Below are 17,609 nucleotides of genomic sequence, written 5' to 3'. Positions count from 1 at the left end.
ACGAGTCAGTCGAACGCGTTCCAGGGGTTCCATACGATTTCTCAGCTCAGCATTTGCCGGGCGCGATGCACGGCGCGAACCAGCGCATCGACTTCATCCAGCGTGTTGTAAAAAGCAAATGAGGCGCGCACGGTGCCTTGCTGCGCGCCCAAAAACTGCAAGACCGGCATGGCACAGTGTTGGCCGGTGCGTACGGCGATGCCCTGGGCATCCAGCAAGGTGCCGATATCGTGCGGGTGGCTGCCTTCAATGATAAAGGAGAGCACCGGCACCTTATGTTTGGCTGTGCCGATAATCCTGACGCCATTGATGCCTTGCAGCGATTCTGTCGCTCGTTCGAGCAGAGCGGCTTCGTGTGCCTTGAGGGCTGGCCAATCAAGAGCTGCGTGCCATTGCAGTGCCACATTCAAGCCGATCGCCCCTTCAATATTGGGCGTACCTGCCTCGAATTTGCCTGGCGGCGGCGCATAGCGCACCGCTTCGAAACTGACCGTTTCGATCATGTCGCCACCGCCCTGATAGGGGGGTAACTCATCCAGCCAGGGGCGGCGCGCGTACAGAACGCCGACGCCGCTGGGGGCAAACACCTTATGCCCGGAGAGCGTGTAAAAATCACAATCAATGGCCTGAACATCCACCGGGCCATGCGGGAGGCCCTGAGCACCATCAACCAATATCGGCACACCATGCTGTTTGGCGATGGCGGCAATCTGTGCAACCGGATTGATTGTGCCCAAGGCATTCGAGACATGATTGACGGCAATCAGGCGTGTGCGATCGGTAATCAGAGCGGGTAGGGCGCCAAGATCGAGTTCGCCTTCGATCGTGACGGGGATCACCTTCAGCACCACGCCGATCCGGGTTCTCAGCAAATGCCAGGGCACGATGTTGGCGTGATGCTCCAGCGCGGAAATCAGGATCTCGTCACCGGCCTTGAGTGTTTGACCGAAGCTTGAGGCCACCAGATTGATGGCTTCGGTGGTGCCGCGAACAAACACGATTTCTTCCGTGGCGGAAGCATTCAGACTTAGGCGTACACGTTCGCGTGCCGCTTCATACTGATCGGTGGCGCGTGCAGACAAGGTGTGCACGCCACGATGGATATTGGCATTATCGTGACGATAAAACGTACGCACCACATCAATGACACATTCCGGTTTTTGCGTGGTGGCGGCATTGTCGAGGTACACCAGCGGCTTGCCGTTGACGGTTTGATCCAGTGCTGGAAATTGCCGTCGTATGGCGTCAATGTCGAAAGGGGTGGCGGACATGAGTGCCTTCCTACTGCGCGTTCTGGCGTTCGAGGCGCCGTGAAATGATCCCGCCCATCCATTCGACCAGTTCCGGTGTCACAAGCAGGTCAACGATCTCCTGGGCAAAACCGGCAATCAGCAGCTTGCGGGCGTTGGCCGTTGAAATCCCCCGGCTTTGCAGGTAATAAAGCGCCTCGTCGTCCAGTCGGCCAATCGTGGCGCCGTGGCTGCATTTCACGTCGTCGGCGTAGATTTCGAGTTCCGGTTTGGTATCGATTTCGGCCGAGTCCGAAAGCAGAAGGTTCCGGCTGCTTTGGTAAGCCTCGATCTTCTGTGCGTCCTGCGCCACGAGAATCCGGCCCTTGAAGATGCCGCGTCCGGATTCGTCGGCAATGACCTGATAGCGTTCGTCGCTGGTGGTATGTGCCGCGCCATGCGTAAGTCGCGTGTGGGTATCCAGAACCTGCTTGGCCCGCGGCATCATCAGGCCGAACAGATCGCAGTGCGCACCCGTATCGGTGATGTTGACATCAATTTCTCGACGAACCAGTTGCCCGCCCAGTTGAATGTTGATGGAGCGGTAGCGGGCATCGCGCGCGAGCGTGACGAAACTGCGGTCGGTCAGCAGCCGGGCATCGCCATCCACCCCCAGTGACAGATGCGTCAACTGGCTGTTAGCGGCCAATGCAGCCACCAGCACCGAATTGCGCCATGAAGTGACGCCATCGGCACCTGTTGCCGTTTCAATCAATGTGACGCGGCTGTGCGGGCCGCATCGAACCAGAACGCGCGTTTGTGCGGTAGTTTCGCTGGGTGCGTCGAGAAATTCGAGCACGATGGGCGGCTTGATATCGGCGTTTGCAGCAATATCGATGATCAGTCCTTCTGCTGCCGTGGCCGTATTGAGTGCCAGCAGTGCGTCGTCCGGTGTGACGGCCTTGGGTGCAAAGGCGGCTGCGCGCTGGTCGATATCGGCCTCGCGTAACGGCGTCAGACGCAAACCATCCGGAAGTTCACCGGGGCACTCGACGAGTTTGCCTCCGGCAAAGCAAATGAAAATGGCCTGCGGCAGGATGGCGTTCACGCCAGATCCTTGCGGTGCCGCGGTTTGTTCCGGTTTTGGTAGAGGACGGGTGAGGGCGCGCAGATTCGTCCAGCGCCATTCCTCATCACGCAGGGTGGGCAGGCCCCACTCGACCACTTGCACACGCGCTGTGGTGTGGATTTCCCCCGGTGCCACGGGTTCCTGCTGATCCAGCGTGCTGGCCAGCCATTCGGGAAGCGGTGCACGACTCATGATGCGGCCTCAAGGATGTCCTGATAGCCCTCGGCTTCCAGTTGCAGGGCAAGGGATTTGTCACCGGACTTGATGATTTTCCCTTTGTACAGGATGTGGACGAAATCGGGCTCAACATAGCTCAACAGACGTTGATAGTGGGTAACGAGCACTATGCCACGATCGGCACCACGAAGCCTGTTTATGCCCTCGGAAACCACTTTCAGCGCATCGATGTCGAGGCCGGAGTCGGTTTCATCCAGCAAGGCAAGCTTGGGTTGCAACAGCAACATCTGCAAAATCTCGTTGCGCTTTTTCTCGCCGCCGGAGAAACCCGCGTTCACACCCCGGTGCAGGAACGCGTCGTCCATGCCCATGGTCTTGGTGAGTTCGCGCACCTGCTTCATAAAGGCAAACGTGTCGATTTCATCCAGACCACGTGCCGCACGTTGCGCGTTGAGCGCTTCCTTGAGCAGGTAGATGTTCTTGACGCCCGGGATTTCGACCGGGTGCTGGAAGCCGAGCAGCAGACCGGCGGTGGCGCGTTCTTCGGTTGAAAGTTCGAGCAGATTCTTGCCGTCGTAGGTGACGCTGCCTTCGGTTACTTCAAAACCTTCGCGCCCGCCCAGCACTTGGCACAGCGTACTTTTGCCCGATCCGTTCGGCCCCATGATGGCGTGAACTTCACCGGCGTTGATGCTGAGGTTGATACCACGCAAGATGGGCTTGTCGCCAATTTTTGCATGCAGGTTTTTGATTTCTAATAATTTCATTGTCTTTATCTCTAAAATTTACCTTCAGGGAACAGCGGACGGGAATTAACCTACGGAGCCTTCAAGCGATACTGCCAGCAAAGCCTGGGCCTCTACTGCAAATTCCATCGGTAACTCATTGAATACTTCCTTGCAAAACCCGTTGACGATCATGTTCGTCGCATTTTCTTCGCTGATGCCGCGTGATTGCAGATAAAAAATCTGGTCATCACTGATTTTGGATGTGGTTGCCTCATGCTCGATCTGCGCGGTCGAATTCTTGGCCTCGATGTACGGGAAGGTGTGTGCGCCATTGCGGTCACCAATCAACAGCGCGTCACATTGCGTGTAGTTACGCGCGTCATCTGCCGATTTGGCAATGTGCACCAGGCCGCGATAGGCATTCTGCGAATGGCCCGCCGAAATGCTCTTCGAAACGATCGTGCTGCGCGTGCGTTTGCCCAGATGAATCATCTTGGTGCCTGAATCGACCTGCTGATAGTTATTACTGACGGCAACGGAATAGAACTCGCCAACCGAATCATCGCCGCGCAGGATGCAGCTCGGATATTTCCAGGTGATCGCCGAACCGGCCTCGACTTGCGTCCAGGTGATATTGCTGCGCGCACCGCGCGCGTCACCGCGTTTGGTTACGAAGTTGTAAATGCCGCCTTTGCCTTCCTCGTCGCCCGGATACCAGTTCTGCACGGTGGAGTACTTGATGGTGGCGTCGTCCAATGCGACCAATTCGACAACGGCTGCGTGCAGTTGGTTTTCATCCCGTTGCGGTGCCGTGCAGCCTTCGAGATAACTCACGTGCGCGCCTTCTTCGGCGACGATCAGCGTGCGTTCGAACTGGCCGGTGTTTTTGGCGTTGATGCGGAAATAGGTGGAAAGCTCCATCGGGCAGCGTACGCCCTTGGGAATGAACACGAACGACCCGTCAGAAAACACGGCAGAGTTGAGCGCGGCGTAGTAGTTATCGCCTGCGGGTACGACCGTGCCCAGATATTTTTTGATCAGATCCGGGTGGTTGTGCACAGCTTCCGAAAAAGAACAGAAAATTACGCCCGCTTCGGCCAACTTTGCCTTGAAGGTCGTGGTGACGGAAACGCTGTCGAATACCGCATCGACGGCAACATTTGATGTTTGCGCCACGCCCGCCAAAACGGCGCGCTCATGCAGCGGGATGCCCAGCTTCTCGTAGGTTTCAAGTAACTTGGGATCAACTTCATCAAGACTTTGCGGTTTGCTCGCCTCGATTTCGGCCAACTCGTCTGCGGTTTTCGGCGCTGCGTAATAAGACAAGGCCTGATAATCAATCGGCGGGTAATGTACATGCGCCCAAGTTGGCGGGGTCATCGTCAGCCAATGACGATAAGCCTTGAGCCGCCATTCGAGCAGGAATTCTGGCTCGTTTTTCTTGGCGGAAATCAGCTGGATGACATCTTCATTCAAACCCGGCGGGATGATGTCCTGCTCGATGTCTGTCGTGAAGCCGTATTTGTATTCCCGTTGCATCAGGTGTTCGATTTCCTGCTGCTCTGTGATGTGTTGCTCGGTCATGTTATTTCTCCCGAATCGGCGATATCTGATCTTGTCTATTGTGTGCTGGCTTGGCGGCGCGGTGTTTTACTTGCTATTTGATTCATGTTTTTAGGCTGGCGTTCAAACCAAACCGGCACTTGAGGCGCGGGCTGAATCAATGCCGCCAGCGATGTGCTGTCCAGTAATTGGCGTACGCCTTGATTAATGGCTTGCCAGTGCGGTCTTAAGCCGCAATTGGCTTCACGATCACAATCATGATCGACCGTAAAGCACTCAGTCAGGGCGATCGGGCCATCTATGGCCTCGATGATATTGGCCAGACTGATCTCGTTTGCGGTGCGCGCGAGGCGATACCCACCGTTTCTCCCTTGTTGAGAGAGCAACAAGCCACCGGCAGAAAGCATTTTCAGCAGCTTGCCAACCGTGGGCAGGGTAAGCCCGGTGTCGACCGCCAGAACCCGTGCGGTAGATTGCGCGGCTTCCGTTCGCGCCATGGCCGTCAACAGCACAATGGCATAATCACTCATGCGGCTGATTTTGAGCATTTTGATCACCTTCTTGACTTAAGTTAACTGTACCAAATTGGTACGATATTTCAAGCATAAAAAAACCGAAGCATTTGGCTTCGGTTGTGTGTGATAAAAATGCCTGTCCGTGTTTGGCTCAACGCGCTAACGGTGCATGGCAATATCTACGCTTGAATTATTTAAGCAAGCGGCGGTTGAACAGATTGATGAAACCGTTGTTCAAATCGGTGGTAAACACAGCCCCGGTCACGGTTTGTTTGCCATCTTTGTAGCTGACTTGGTTCACCACGCCTTTTTTCTCTTTGGGGTTTACACCGAGTGCGAAGATATTGTCTTTGCCTGCCAGCCATGTTCCCACTGCTTTGTCTTCTTGTGCGGCCATTTCAACCCATTTTTTGCCAAATACAGTCAAATGCAGGAAGAGGGTGCCTTTGTAATCCTGCTTCGCCAAATCTGCCAGCAGCATTTTGACTTCCTTGGCGTTGGTTTCATCACTTATTTGACCGCCGAATACCAAAGCAATGGCATCTTTATTTTTGAACTGCTGGGCGGCGAACGCGGCAGAATCCGGCTTGTTAAAAGCTACGATGTCTAGTCGGCGCTCGGGGTTCTCGGTTTTATCAGCCAGACCATCGGCTTTGTTATGGGCAACAAATTCACCAGCCATAGATGCAGCTAGGGCGACACAAATTGTGCTGTCGTTGACGGCAATGCCCAGGGTTTTTGCTTTGACAACGTTGTTGAGTGCCAAGCCTTCGAGTTGACCGGCATAAGCGCGCACGATGAATTGTTCGCCCAGAGTCAACGGCTTGGGATCGTTGGCCAGTGCGGGCAAGGTGGTGGTTAGAAGTGCGGCTGCAATAATCAATCGTTTCATATCGGTCTCCGTCGTCGGGTTAAAAAGACCAACTGAATTTATCGGGTAAAGCAAGACTATACAAATTTTTTCTACTGCATTAATTATGTATTAATCAATAAAACTAATAGTCTTTCCATGGATCTGTGGCTTGTGCAGCGGCAAGAAATGTAACAATATAACGTTCTATTTGTAACAAGTTCAGAGAGACATTCCATGTCTGATTGTTTTTTCAACGTGAACCAACCCCTTCATTTGTCGAAACCTGCCCCAATGGCTTCAGCCATCGTTTCGGCACTATTGATGACAATCACAGGCGGAATAACCCATGTGGCACAGGCCGCGGACCTTGGCAGCATTACGGTCGATGCGCCCGCGACAGTGATCGGTTTGCCGGGCGCGCCGACGATGGTGCTCGATGGTCCCGCACTGTTCGAGCGTCAGGGGGCCAGCACTTTGGGTGGTTTGCTCGATGGTCTGCCCGGATTGAGTTCAACCTGGTATGGGCCGAACAGCAATCGCCCCGTCATTCGTGGCCTGGATGCCCACCGAGTGGATCTATTCAGCAATGGGTTGCCCGCGTTGGATGCCTCTGCGGTCAGTTACGATCACAATGCCCCGGTCAATCCCTTATCGTTTGATCGCGTTGAGATTTTACGTGGCCCGCAGGCATTGCTCTACAGCGGCGGGGCGGCGGGTGGCGTGATTAAAACGGATAATTCCGCCATCGCCATGCAGCCAGTCGAAGGTGTATCCGGTCGTGCCCAGTTGCAAGGGGATACCGGGTACAGTCGATCATCGACAGCGGCGTCCGTTAATGCGGGTAATGGTCTTTATGCCTTGCATCTGGATGGATTTTTGCAAAATTCGGGCGATTACAATGCGCCTGATGGTTACGCCGGGCCATCACTGGATGGCGGCAAGATTCGTAATTCGGCCGATCGTCAGCGCGGCGGCACGGTCGGGTTCAGTTTGACAGGTGCCGATTCGGCCATCGGGTTTTCAATCGGTCAAAGCCGTGATTACTACGGCGTGATCGTTGATCCTGCCACACGAATCGATATGCGTTCCACCCAATATGATTTCAAAGCGCAACAACGGAATTTGTCCGGATTCGTGCAGCAGGTCACCCTGGAAGCGAACCACACGGACTATCAACATCAGGAATTGAATGACGGCGTGCCCGCCACCACCTTCAAAAACAAGGGCAACAGCCTGCGTTTGGCACTACAAAGTGAGTTGATGGGATTGAACTGGCAATACGGCCTGCAATACAGCCAGTTTGATTTTTCGGCGCTGGGTGATGAGGGTTTCTTGCCAAAAACCCAGACGCGCAACATCGGTGGATTTGCGGTGGGCGAGGGCGAGCGCGGTGCCTGGTCGTACAGCGTCGGCGCCCGCGTCGAGCGGGTTCGGGTGCAATCCGATGGTGCAGGCGATACCGGCGTTGATCGTTTTGGCTCGCCAAGTTCAAGCACATTCACTCCCGCCAGTGCCTCGTTGAGTCTGGCTTATCAATTCTTGCCGCAGTGGCATGTGATCGGCCAGTTGAGTCATAACGAAAGAGCCCCGGCATTTGACGAACTCTACGCCAATGGCCCGCACGATGCGACCGGCGCTTATGAACTCGGTGATCCTAACTTGAAGACCGAACGCAGCAATACGGTCGAGCTTGGTTTGCGCTGGCAACATGAAAAGGCCCAGTTCTCCGCCACGGCCTATCTGAGTGATTACCAGAATTACATTGGCTTGCTCGGAACCGATCGCTGTCGTGACGAGGATGGCGGGTTCATTGGCTGCACCAACGCCAATGCCTTGCCCGAGTACGATTACAGCGGCGTTCGTGCGCGGATTTACGGTCTGGAATTCAGCGGGTTGTGGCCTGTATTTTCTCATGCCGGGCATTCCGTGGATGCGCGTATCGTTGCCGATGTTGTCCGTGCCGAAAATCGCAGTGCGGATGAACCTTTACCCCGCATTGCGCCGCTTACGGTCACGCCTGCATTGTTGTGGCAGTACGGTTTGTGGACGGCGCAACTCGAGTTGCCCATGGCCGCCCGACAGACGCGAGTACCCACGAGTGACGCGGCAGGGGAAACGCCGGGGTATGTCATGTTCAATGCCCGGCTGACACGGCAGTTCACGCCGCCATTTGGTGGCGGGCGCGTGGGCGGACAGTGGTATGTCGCATTATCCAATCTCACCGACCGTACCGTGTACTCGGCTGGTAGTATCGATACGATGCGGTTTTTGGCGCCGAAACCCGGACGCGCTTTGTCTGCCGGGGTTCAGTTGCTGTTTTGATCCGTTTCGGCGGATTAGTTTGCTCTCTGAAAATCCCGGATGGAATTATTCAGAGCTTCCGTAAATCTTTAATCAGATCATTCAGTGCACCTTCCAATAGGGTTAAGGTTTGTGTCGAAGTCGAGTGCCAGTCGTTCATCGCAGCCTCATACCGTGTCGACTGCCAACGTAGACAGTGTGTGAATTGATTTCGGGTTGCGGTGAAATCCTGTTGAATACCGCGCATCGGGATGCCAGCCTGCTGGAGCCGATGGGACAGGATCTCGCTCAGTTGTCCGCACAGCAAACCTGGAAGCCTTTGCCTGAGAACAAAAAGATCGTGCAGGTTGCCCAGTCTGGTTTGCATCTCCTTGAGTTGGGTCAATGCGGTTTGTGCTGTATCGAGCCCGCAAGATGTAATGGGTTCAATCAGATAGCGCATGTGCTTGATGTGGATTCTGGCTTTATGCAGCGTCTCAATATCTTCCTTGAGTAGCGGCAGTGTCTTTTCAAGTTCATTGCTCAGGCGGTCTGCCAGCCAGGTCGCAAATGTGCTTTGTTTGTCTCGCTCTGCACGTGGCCTGGGTTTAAGTGCCAGAACGTGCTGAGAGATGAGCGCTTCGAGTTTTTTATTCTCTCGAATCAATGCATTTTCAGGTAAAGCGATGTCTGGCAAACTGAGGTCGATTTCTGCGTTTGCTTGTTGCAATAAGCCGAGCATCACTTCCAGGTCGCGGCCGGTGTTACTGTCGTGTGACCATTGTTTTAATTGTTCGCGTGCCTTTGATTTTGTTCGTATCTGGTAATGCGCCTGTAGCAACCAGACACGTAATCGACGTATTTCAACACGTAAATCATGCAGGGCTTCGCTGTCTTGCTGTACGTTCTCGTTCGGGTTTTCGATCTGATTCAGCCATATTCGACGGGCCTTTTGCATATCCTTTCTTATATCGAGGACAATAAGACAGGCGACCTGGTCTGCCGGTTTGTGCAGTTGCTTGATGTGTGTAATCCGTTGCGACATGACTTTACGGGCTCCGAATGACGATGGTGCCAAGTTAATTCTGCCAAGAAAATCCCATCAGGATTATCCTGACACCCTGGGATGAAGCATTTGCTAAGATTGCGGACTATTCTTTTGTGCGGACGTGAATCGGCGAATCAACCGCTCGATGGAGCGGCCTGGATGACGTTCACCCCTTCTATGGACACGCCATGATCGGAACCAAACTGCCACTGCCTCTTGTGCTGATGGTCGAAAAAAATTTAAATCAACGACTTAAGCAAGATACCTCCTCTTTGCAGCGCCTGCAAAAACTCAATGGATTGGTTTTCGAGGTGGTCTTGCGTGATCCTGCACTGTGTTTCTTCGTTACCTCAACGCCCGAGGGCATTTTACTGCTCCGTCATCATGAAGCGTATGCCGACGCGCGCATTACTGCGAGTAGCCTGGGGCTAATACGTGCCAGTCGAGCCGAGCACAAAATGGATGCCCTGTTCAACGGCGATATCCAGATCGAGGGCAACCAGGCAGCCGCTGAATCGCTTTTGCGTATCTTGGGCGCAATCGACTCCGACCCATTTGCGCGTCTGGCCGACAAAATAGGTGTGGCGCCGGCGGGGTTCATTGAGCGCAAGGTCGATCGAATCCGTGCCCAGGCTCAAATCTGGCGTCGTACCCGACAACTGGAAGCCGCTGATTTCATGGTCTTTGAACGTGCCTGGCTGGTCGAACCTGATGCGCTGCGAGCGCAGCTGGATGAAATTGATGTTGTCCGAGATCGAGTGGATCGACTGGCTGCTCGAATCGAGCAGTTGGTGGCGCGCACCGCAAATGACCAGGGTGCTGCATGAAGCTTACGGTCATCTGGCGTCTGATCGTCATTCAATATGTATTTTATCGTCACGGGCTCGATGAGCTGGTTCTTACCCTGCCGTTCCTGCGGCCGGTTCGGTTCGTCACGTACTTCTCTCCCTGGTATTGGCTATCCAATAATCGTCAACGTTCCCGTGGCCAGCGGCTGGTCGAAGCGCTAGAAGACCTCGGGCCGATTTTCGTCAAATTCGGCCAGATGCTGTCCACGCGCAAGGATCTGTTGCCGATGGAATATGCCGATGCGCTTTCGGCCTTGCAGGATCGTGTTCGTCCCTTTCCGGCAGAGCAGGCGAGGAAGCGGATCGAGCGCGCACTGGGATTCCCGATCGAGTCTGTTTTTTCCTGTTTTGAAGCTGAGCCGATGGCCTCTGCCTCCATTGCCCAGGTGCATGCTGCCACTTTGAAGAATGGGGATGAGGTGGTCGTAAAGATCGTTCGTCCCGGCATCGAGCCTCGGATTCGGCAGGATCTTGAAATCCTCTACACCATTGCCCGCCTGGCAGAGAAATATTGGTCGGAAGGGCCGAGGCTCCACCCTGTGGACGTCGTGGCCGAATTCGACAAGACGCTGATGGATGAGTTGGATCTGATGCGAGAAGCCGCCAATGCGGCGGAATTACGTCGTCACTTCGAGCATTCACCGCTGCTTTACGTACCACAAATCTACTGGGATCTTTGTCGTACCGATGTATTGGTTCAGGAGCGGATATTCGGCATTCCTATTGCCCAGACTGATCGGCTCAAGGCTGCGGGTGTCGACATGAAGACCCTTGCCGAACGTGGTGTGGAGGTGTTCTTCACTCAGGTATTCGACAACAACTTCTTCCACGCGGATATGCATCCCGGCAACATCTTCGTGGATGTGAGCAACCCGGCCCAACCCAAGTACATGGCCATCGATTTCGGCATTGTGGGTAGCCTGATGCCTGAAGATCAGCGCTATATCGCGGAAAACTTCCATGCGTTTTTCAACCGCGATTATCGGCGAGTGGCTGAATTGCATGTCGAGTCCGGCTGGGTGCCGGCCACAACGCGCGTCGAAGAATTTGAATCGGCAATTCGGACTGTGTGCGAGCCGATTTTCCAGAAACCCCTGAAAGAAATTTCCTTCGGTCACTTCCTGTTTCGTTTGTTTCAGGTGGCGCGTCGGTTCGACATGGAAGTCCAGCCCCAACTGACCTTGCTTCAGAAGACCCTGCTGGCAATCGAAGGTCTGGGGCGGCAGCTTTATCCTGATCTTGACCTTTGGGCGACCGCCAAGCCGTTTATTGAACGGTGGATGCGCGAGCGAGTTGGTCCGAAGGCATTCCTTAAACGAATCAAGAACGAGCTCCCGTTTATCATGGAGCATTTTGCCGAATTGCCGCGCATTCATCTTACAGCGCTCAAACAGGCCGAGTGGCAGACTGAGCAACTTAATCGCCAGGACAAAAGCCTAAGAGCTCTTCGAGCTGAGATGAAAGATCAGCAGCGCAAGCAGCGTTACATCATGGTCGGTAGTATGCTTTTGCTTGCTTTTCTCTTAACACAAAGTGGTGCTTTGTCGCAACTCAATGGTTGGATGTCCTTGAGTGTTATCGCATGGGTCAATTTAGGAATCGGTCTCGTTTTTCTCTATCTTGGACTGAAGAGAAAGACGGATTAACTTTATGCTTTTAAATAACATTTCTCCTTGGCGCTTCTGCATTGCGCCGATGCTCGATCGGATTGATCTTATTTAATTTTCATTAAATATCATAAAGTTGTTTAATTTTTTATATTTGCTTAAGCATTTTTAGTGACGCCCCTGTGCATTAGCAATTTATTGTCACACCATACACGTCCCTTGCTGAGCATATGGCTGAATGTGAACGAGGTGAGTCGGGTATTTTTTCGGGTTCATGGGTAGTGCGATGTTCGCAAGAATAAAACATATTGTTATAATTTCGGCATGTACACTATTCATTACACTAAGTCAGCCACTAAGGCATTGCTCAAAATGCCAGCGCATTACAGCATGGCGCTTCGTCGTGAACTGCTTGCCTTGGCAAAAAATCCGTCGGCGTATGGGGGTGACTGGAAGAAGATGCAGGGCGTTGATGCATGGCGTTTGCGCGTGGGCAGCTATCGCGCCATCTGTGAAGTCAATGAAGGCGTGCTGATGATCTTGGTGGTGAAGGTAGGATCGCGGGGAGATGTTTACAAATGAATGTACAAGTGATTGAACGCAATGGTTCGCCAGAATGGGCGGTTCTGCCTTATGCCGAGTATGAGCGCCTTATTTCCCTGCTTGAGTCCATGCAGGATGTGGCAGAAGTGACCCGAGTACATGCGGCACTCGAGCGAGGTGAGGAAGAGGCTATTCCCGATGAGGTCGTCGAACGACTTCTGGCTGGAGAATCGCCCTTGCGGGTGTGGCGGGAATATCGTGGGTTATCGCAGATCGCATTGGCTGAATCCGCTCAGGTGACGCAAGGTATGGTGACAATGATCGAGACAGGTAAGCGCAAGGGGCAAGCCATGACGCTCAAGCGTCTGGCCGAGGTTTTGCGCATTGATGTGGATGACCTGCTTTAGAACCGGAAGCGCAATGACGCTCGAAAATAAACAGTAGTTTGGGCAATGTCGTATCCGCTTCACAACGCCCCCTTCTTTTTGCAGGAATATTGCCCCATTGGGCAAGCCAAAAACCGCAACAGCTGCGGTTTAGGCGTATGGAATCAAAGGAGCCTGATTTAAGGTGGGCAATAATACCCATAAGGGGTTTTTTGGCTCGAAGATCGATGCCAGTCGATGGCGATTTTTATCTCGTTGGCTCCTGAATTCTGGCTTTGCCTTGACTCCTTAATGTAACTTTCCTTCTTGTTCTTATTCAATGGGTTGCGGCGGTTTTTCGGCAAGGACGGGGTTGTGGTGCTTTGCCGGGTGCTCGGTGTGAAATGCATCTTCCATCTTGGCTTGAGCGCTACCTCGCCATCTGTTGTGACATAGCCTCGCAGGCGCTTCGTTTTCTCGTCGTACACATTGATTGATTCCTCGTAATACGGAGCAATTGGCTGGTGCTTCATTAACGAATGAAACTCGCTGAATTTTTTGCTCCGTGCGTAGTTAGCCGCCTCTTTTACCTCGGCGTTCACGAGCGGCAGGTGCGGCACTCTCAGCATTCGATAAAGGGTTACATTGCGCTTGCTGGAAGTATGTAGCCTGATGCGATGGCGGCTGCTCCAGGTTCGAATGTCACGGTCATCTGGTTTTGTGGCGTCCGCCACGAAATCATGCGGTATTTTGGAGGGCTCTGGTGTCCCGGCATGAGGAATGATTTCAGTGCTCAATTTTTCCTTTCGGTACGGCTTTCTGGTGGGGGTGTATAACCCTCGAGAAAAATAGGCCGCAACATTCATCGCTTCATCGGGCGTTAGAAGCTTTTCTATCCTAATGCCCACATGTTGTTGCTCTTTTCCCACTTGTTGTTGTTTTTTCTTTGGGGCGAGCGGAATATCCGGGCGCATAATTTTCTGGAACAGCGCCAGCAATTCCGCCTCAAACTCGGGCATGACAAAAAAAATGTAGTGATGATGTGGCGTGCCATCTCGGTGAGGTTGCGCGAAGTTATCCCAGGCGATGAGTGCGTGTTTGAGTGCGGGCTTTTTATTCAGGGCTTTGAGAAATTTTCCAAATGGCCGACTGAAGACGATCCGGTTCGTATGATTGGGTGTGCTGCCGTTGTATTTCGGGTTCCTGCGAGCGAACCCCCTGTTCTGGCTACCGCCGATGGTTGAATGGTATGCGCTGGGGGCTGTCACGGTAGCCGATACCACACGAATGCCTTGAGCGAATGCGTTGGTTATTTCCGAATTTAAAATCGACAATTTTTCCGCGTAGTTCTTGCGCGCGATCGAATCAGGATCAAGCAATGATTCACCACTAAGCGTGCCGTGACCATCAAGCGAAGTGAGTTGATTGCACTGACTCCAGGCTTTTTGTCGTGCCCATTGCGCAGCAGCCTTTCGACGGCCATCGACAGAAATGTAATCGATCGAAGTCGGTGCAATGCTTATGCTGAGATTTTCAATTGTCTCGTACTGTTTGCGTTTGAGTATTCTCATCCAGTACCTCTCGTGCATTGCTCGCTGCATGTCACTCGGATTGTCTATATGTAAACCAAGCGCGCGCATTGCCTTGCGCAGGGTGGGTTGCTTCTTATGGAAATGATTTTGATTCAATAGCATGGCAGCCCTAGCAAGCGCCTCGGACTGCGACTTGATCGCATTCTCATCGAATGCGGCGCTGATGCCGAATAACGCCAAGTGATAAATGTGGCCTTGGCCTTTGTCGAGTTTTTTGAATAACTGCCGGATTGATTCGAGGATTTTTTCCGGGGCTGTATCGTTGAGGATTCTACGCAAACGATTTGTTGAGGATTTCGCCAAATTCCACGGAAGTTTATGGATCAGCAAGACGCAGTTGCTCACCATTTCCATCCATCGCCCAATGGTTTCAATGGCGAAAGCTGCCTCCAGTATGTTCCCCGCAGCTTTGTACTGCTTGATCGTCAAGCCATAAATCAGGTCAGGAATTTCTTCATCATCGATGACATGTCTGGCAAAACAATTGACGAGTTCGAAGGTATTTGCCGCACAGCCGCCGGCGCTTGATGCATTGATTGCCTTAAGTTGCCTTGCGCGTTTAATGCGCTGCTCTTCCGTCCAGTGAGGAATTTTTTTTACGGACAGGGTGAGCCATGCCCAGGGATCACTCAGGGATTCATCCAGTGCCAGCAACTTGTGGATTTCATAAATACCAACACTCAGATGCTTTGGGCGATGTTCAGGCGATGGGGCATCAATCTTGGATTGATTCAAGATTGAGTCGGCAGTACCGATGTCGTGTGTTGCAGATTTTTTTCTCATACCTCAATTAGGGGTTGAGAAAAATTAGAATCGCTTTAAATTGAAAATATTTTTCAGGCGGGTATTTTGGCGTCGGGAATATCGGCGAAATATGGGCTGGTGAGCGGGTGAGAAACGGGCGGGCAATCCCCCTTTGGGGCTTGTGTTAATCGGCTGGTATCGCCTGCTTGGGGCGTATCCTTGGGGCGTGTGTTAATTAGCCTGCTGAATGAGGGCAAAAACCCCCGGATAATTTCCATATCCCCAAGGCGTTTTGTCCTGACTTCTTTACTCCCGAAGTCACCCCCATTTCAGGGGGATGCGGAAATTATTTAAGCCGCTGTTCGCGTCTTCAAAAATTCCCGCTTGGGGCGTAGAGAAATACTATCGCCGCCCACTCTGAACTGGCGTGCATTTTGCCGGGTTCATCCCCCGGAAAACGAGTGCCGCCCGTAAAGAACCTGCCGGAAAAACTTGCCTGCCGGGTCAGTACCGGCCATGCCCGCGTCACAATTTCGCTATCGCTTATTGAGGCACGGGATTGAGTCATCCTGCCTTGGTGTTGCGCTGGCACTATTGGTTGCGGTGCTGTGAGTTGGGTGAGGGCAGGGATACGCCTGCGGCTTAATCTCTGCATGGGGTGGCGCGAGGGCATATCCCGCTGCTCTGCTTTCGCGGTTGCTCAAGCTGGCAACGGGATTGGTGGTGGCGGCGCGTGGGGCAGGGCGCATTGCATAGCCGCTGTCCTGCTTTCGCCGTCGCTCAAGCGCGACAACGGCCATGCCGTAGCCTTTGGGGGTCGGTGGCACTGGTAGGGGCTTGGCTTGGATACGCCTGCGGCTTAATCCCAGCATGGGGGCTTGTGTCTCGCCTGTGAGTCACAACTGGGTTTGTGTCCCACTTCACTGCGTTCGGCAATACACAAGCGGGGTGGTGGCGTTGGGTGACTGGGTGCTGGTTGGGTGGTTGGCTCGGATACGATAGGCGCGCCTTCGCTTGCCTATGCTCATCCTCGCATGGGTTTCTCGGCGGGGCTGGCTGGTTAGATTCTGGTTAAAACGCGCTTGGCGCTGTTTGGGCGGCCTGCCGCAGTACCCCCTTATTGGGTGATGTAGAATATCGCAACCAAGGCAATCCTACGCGGAATGGCGCGTGTTTCTGGCGACGGCATCGGCTCATTCTTGCGGTCGGCAACGTCTTTTTCTGATTCACCTGCATTCCACCCGGTTCTTTCCGGCTGCACTGGCCTCACCGCCTGCCTCGCGCCCCTGAGCATCTTCCCCCTCTCGCGGCGTCTTTCCCCAAGGTTGCACCCACGCCCCACCGAAGAAGCAGCAGACCCACGCTACCGCACATTTATTCGCCATGATTCCGGTTATATGCCGGATTTATTCGGCTTATGTGCGCTTTTCTTCGGTTTCAGTGCGCTTTTATCCTGCCTGCCGCTCCATTCCGCCCGGCTTCGCAGGCTCCGCCCAGCTACGCCACGCTCCATTTCGCTCACCCGGCTCAACCACACACACCAGCGGGACAATCGGGACAGCAGGCGGGACAGTACCGGCTTGTCCCCCGATGCAGAGGATTCACCGGGATACGGGACAGTCCCGCATCCCTATCGTCGCCCAATGATTCGACAATATCCGCTTTGATTGCGCTTCTATGCGTCTTGATTGCACCTTGATTGCGCTTTTATTTCGATCTTTCCAGCTACGCCCAGCTACGCCATCCTCGCATGGCTGCGCCACGCTCAATAGGCTTCGCACGGCTCCGCTCAATGCAAATACCTCTAGCCCTCGCCCAGCTTCGCTCGGCTCACGCTGACTGACCGGGCAAGCCCGGCCTTTGGCGGCTTCGCCGCTCTATCCGCCAGCCTTGGGCAGCGCGGCATGGATTACCCCTGCCGCCCGACTCAAGACTGCCGGGCGCTCCGTTCCGTCGCTTGGCTCGGATGGATTGGCTTGCATTCGCCGCAACCCATCCTCGCAGGGGCGACTCCTTCGGACGAAACGCCCGCTGACAGACTCGCCAATGGCAGGGCCTTTCCGGTTATCCGCGCACCACGGGGAAACTCCCCTTCTCGCGCCGTCTTGCCCAACGGTGGCACTGTTCCCTCCGAAGGAGTAGCCGCCCACCCATATTGCTGCGCTGTGCCGAGGGCATCGTCAGCTTCGCCTTCCCAGCAATGCTTCGCTATCGCTTCGCTTTAATGACGCTCTTATGGCGCGTTTATTCGGGCAGCTCGAATAACCCGATATTTTCAATGAATTCTGCCACTGAATCATGCCTGTGGCCGAATCCGGCTCAAATTCCACAACAAACGGCTACCTTTCCAAGCAGCTTTGCCCGGTTTTTACTCCGAATCTCCATGGT

At 53.8% G+C, this 17,609-nt stretch carries 13 protein-coding genes; 5 read left to right on the top strand and 8 right to left on the bottom strand.

Going from position 1 to position 17,609, the window contains the following annotated elements; translation table 11 throughout:
- Positions 1-41 precede the first annotated feature (41 nt).
- From M7R55_RS11120 to M7R55_RS11095, 6 genes are all read right to left on the bottom strand, one after another.
- Complete coding sequence (locus M7R55_RS11120) at positions 42-1,271, bottom strand: cysteine desulfurase (RefSeq protein ID WP_298220551.1); 1,230 nt, start codon at positions 1,269-1,271, stop codon at positions 42-44.
- A 10-nt stretch (positions 1,272-1,281) separates the two neighbouring features.
- Complete coding sequence (gene sufD / locus M7R55_RS11115) at positions 1,282-2,550, bottom strand: Fe-S cluster assembly protein SufD (protein ID WP_298220549.1); 1,269 nt, start codon at positions 2,548-2,550, stop codon at positions 1,282-1,284.
- A complete protein-coding gene (gene sufC / locus M7R55_RS11110; RefSeq protein WP_298220547.1) occupies positions 2,547-3,302 on the bottom strand; it encodes a Fe-S cluster assembly ATPase SufC in 756 nt (251 codons plus the stop codon). Before sufC ends, sufD begins: the two co-directional genes overlap by 4 nt.
- 45 nt (positions 3,303-3,347) lie before the next feature.
- A complete protein-coding gene (sufB, locus tag M7R55_RS11105) occupies positions 3,348-4,847 on the bottom strand; it encodes a Fe-S cluster assembly protein SufB (RefSeq protein WP_298220545.1) in 1,500 nt (499 codons plus the stop codon).
- 35 nt (positions 4,848-4,882) lie between these two features.
- Complete coding sequence (locus M7R55_RS11100) at positions 4,883-5,374, bottom strand: SUF system Fe-S cluster assembly regulator (protein ID WP_298220543.1); 492 nt, start codon at positions 5,372-5,374, stop codon at positions 4,883-4,885.
- A 157-nt stretch (positions 5,375-5,531) separates the two neighbouring features.
- Positions 5,532-6,233, bottom strand: a complete 702-nt coding sequence (locus M7R55_RS11095; protein WP_298220541.1) for a hypothetical protein — start codon at positions 6,231-6,233, stop codon at positions 5,532-5,534.
- Positions 6,234-6,485: 252 nt separating this feature from the next.
- Between M7R55_RS11095 and M7R55_RS11090 the strand changes: the two genes are divergently transcribed.
- Positions 6,486-8,516, top strand: coding sequence for a TonB-dependent receptor (locus M7R55_RS11090; protein ID WP_298220539.1), 2,031 nt, complete (start codon positions 6,486-6,488; stop codon positions 8,514-8,516).
- Positions 8,517-8,565: 49 nt separating this feature from the next.
- On the opposite strand, the gene M7R55_RS11085 is transcribed toward M7R55_RS11090, so the two are convergent.
- On the bottom strand, positions 8,566-9,519 hold the full coding sequence (locus M7R55_RS11085; protein ID WP_298220537.1) for a CHAD domain-containing protein: 954 nt from the start codon (positions 9,517-9,519) through the stop codon (positions 8,566-8,568).
- 191 nt (positions 9,520-9,710) lie between these two features.
- Between M7R55_RS11085 and M7R55_RS11080 the strand changes: the two genes are divergently transcribed.
- The 4 genes from M7R55_RS11080 (at position 9,711) to M7R55_RS11065 (ending at position 12,927) form a co-directional block, all read left to right on the top strand.
- Complete coding sequence (locus M7R55_RS11080) at positions 9,711-10,349, top strand: SCP2 sterol-binding domain-containing protein (protein ID WP_298220535.1); 639 nt, start codon at positions 9,711-9,713, stop codon at positions 10,347-10,349.
- On the top strand, positions 10,346-12,016 hold the full coding sequence (ubiB, locus tag M7R55_RS11075) for a ubiquinone biosynthesis regulatory protein kinase UbiB (RefSeq protein ID WP_298220533.1): 1,671 nt from the start codon (positions 10,346-10,348) through the stop codon (positions 12,014-12,016). The genes M7R55_RS11080 and ubiB overlap by 4 nt, the downstream gene beginning before the upstream one ends.
- Positions 12,017-12,301: 285 nt before the next feature.
- Positions 12,302-12,559, top strand: coding sequence for a type II toxin-antitoxin system RelE/ParE family toxin (locus tag M7R55_RS11070; protein ID WP_298220531.1), 258 nt, complete (start codon positions 12,302-12,304; stop codon positions 12,557-12,559).
- Positions 12,556-12,927 carry a helix-turn-helix transcriptional regulator gene (locus M7R55_RS11065; protein WP_298220528.1) on the top strand — a complete coding sequence of 124 codons (372 nt, stop codon included), beginning with the start codon at positions 12,556-12,558 and terminating at the stop codon, positions 12,925-12,927. The genes M7R55_RS11070 and M7R55_RS11065 overlap by 4 nt, the downstream gene beginning before the upstream one ends.
- Before the next feature lie 158 nt (positions 12,928-13,085).
- Here M7R55_RS11065 and M7R55_RS11060 read toward each other — a convergent pair whose 3' ends face one another.
- Positions 13,086-15,260 carry a replication endonuclease gene (locus tag M7R55_RS11060; RefSeq protein ID WP_298220526.1) on the bottom strand — a complete coding sequence of 725 codons (2,175 nt, stop codon included), beginning with the start codon at positions 15,258-15,260 and terminating at the stop codon, positions 13,086-13,088.
- Between the last annotated feature and the right edge of the window lie 2,349 nt (positions 15,261-17,609).

The organism is Halothiobacillus sp., assembly GCF_027346185.1.
Taxonomy (GTDB): Bacteria; Pseudomonadota; Gammaproteobacteria; order Halothiobacillales; family Halothiobacillaceae; genus Halothiobacillus.
The sequence above is the reverse complement of the archived record's forward strand: the minus strand, read 5'-3'. Positions and strand labels throughout refer to the sequence as shown.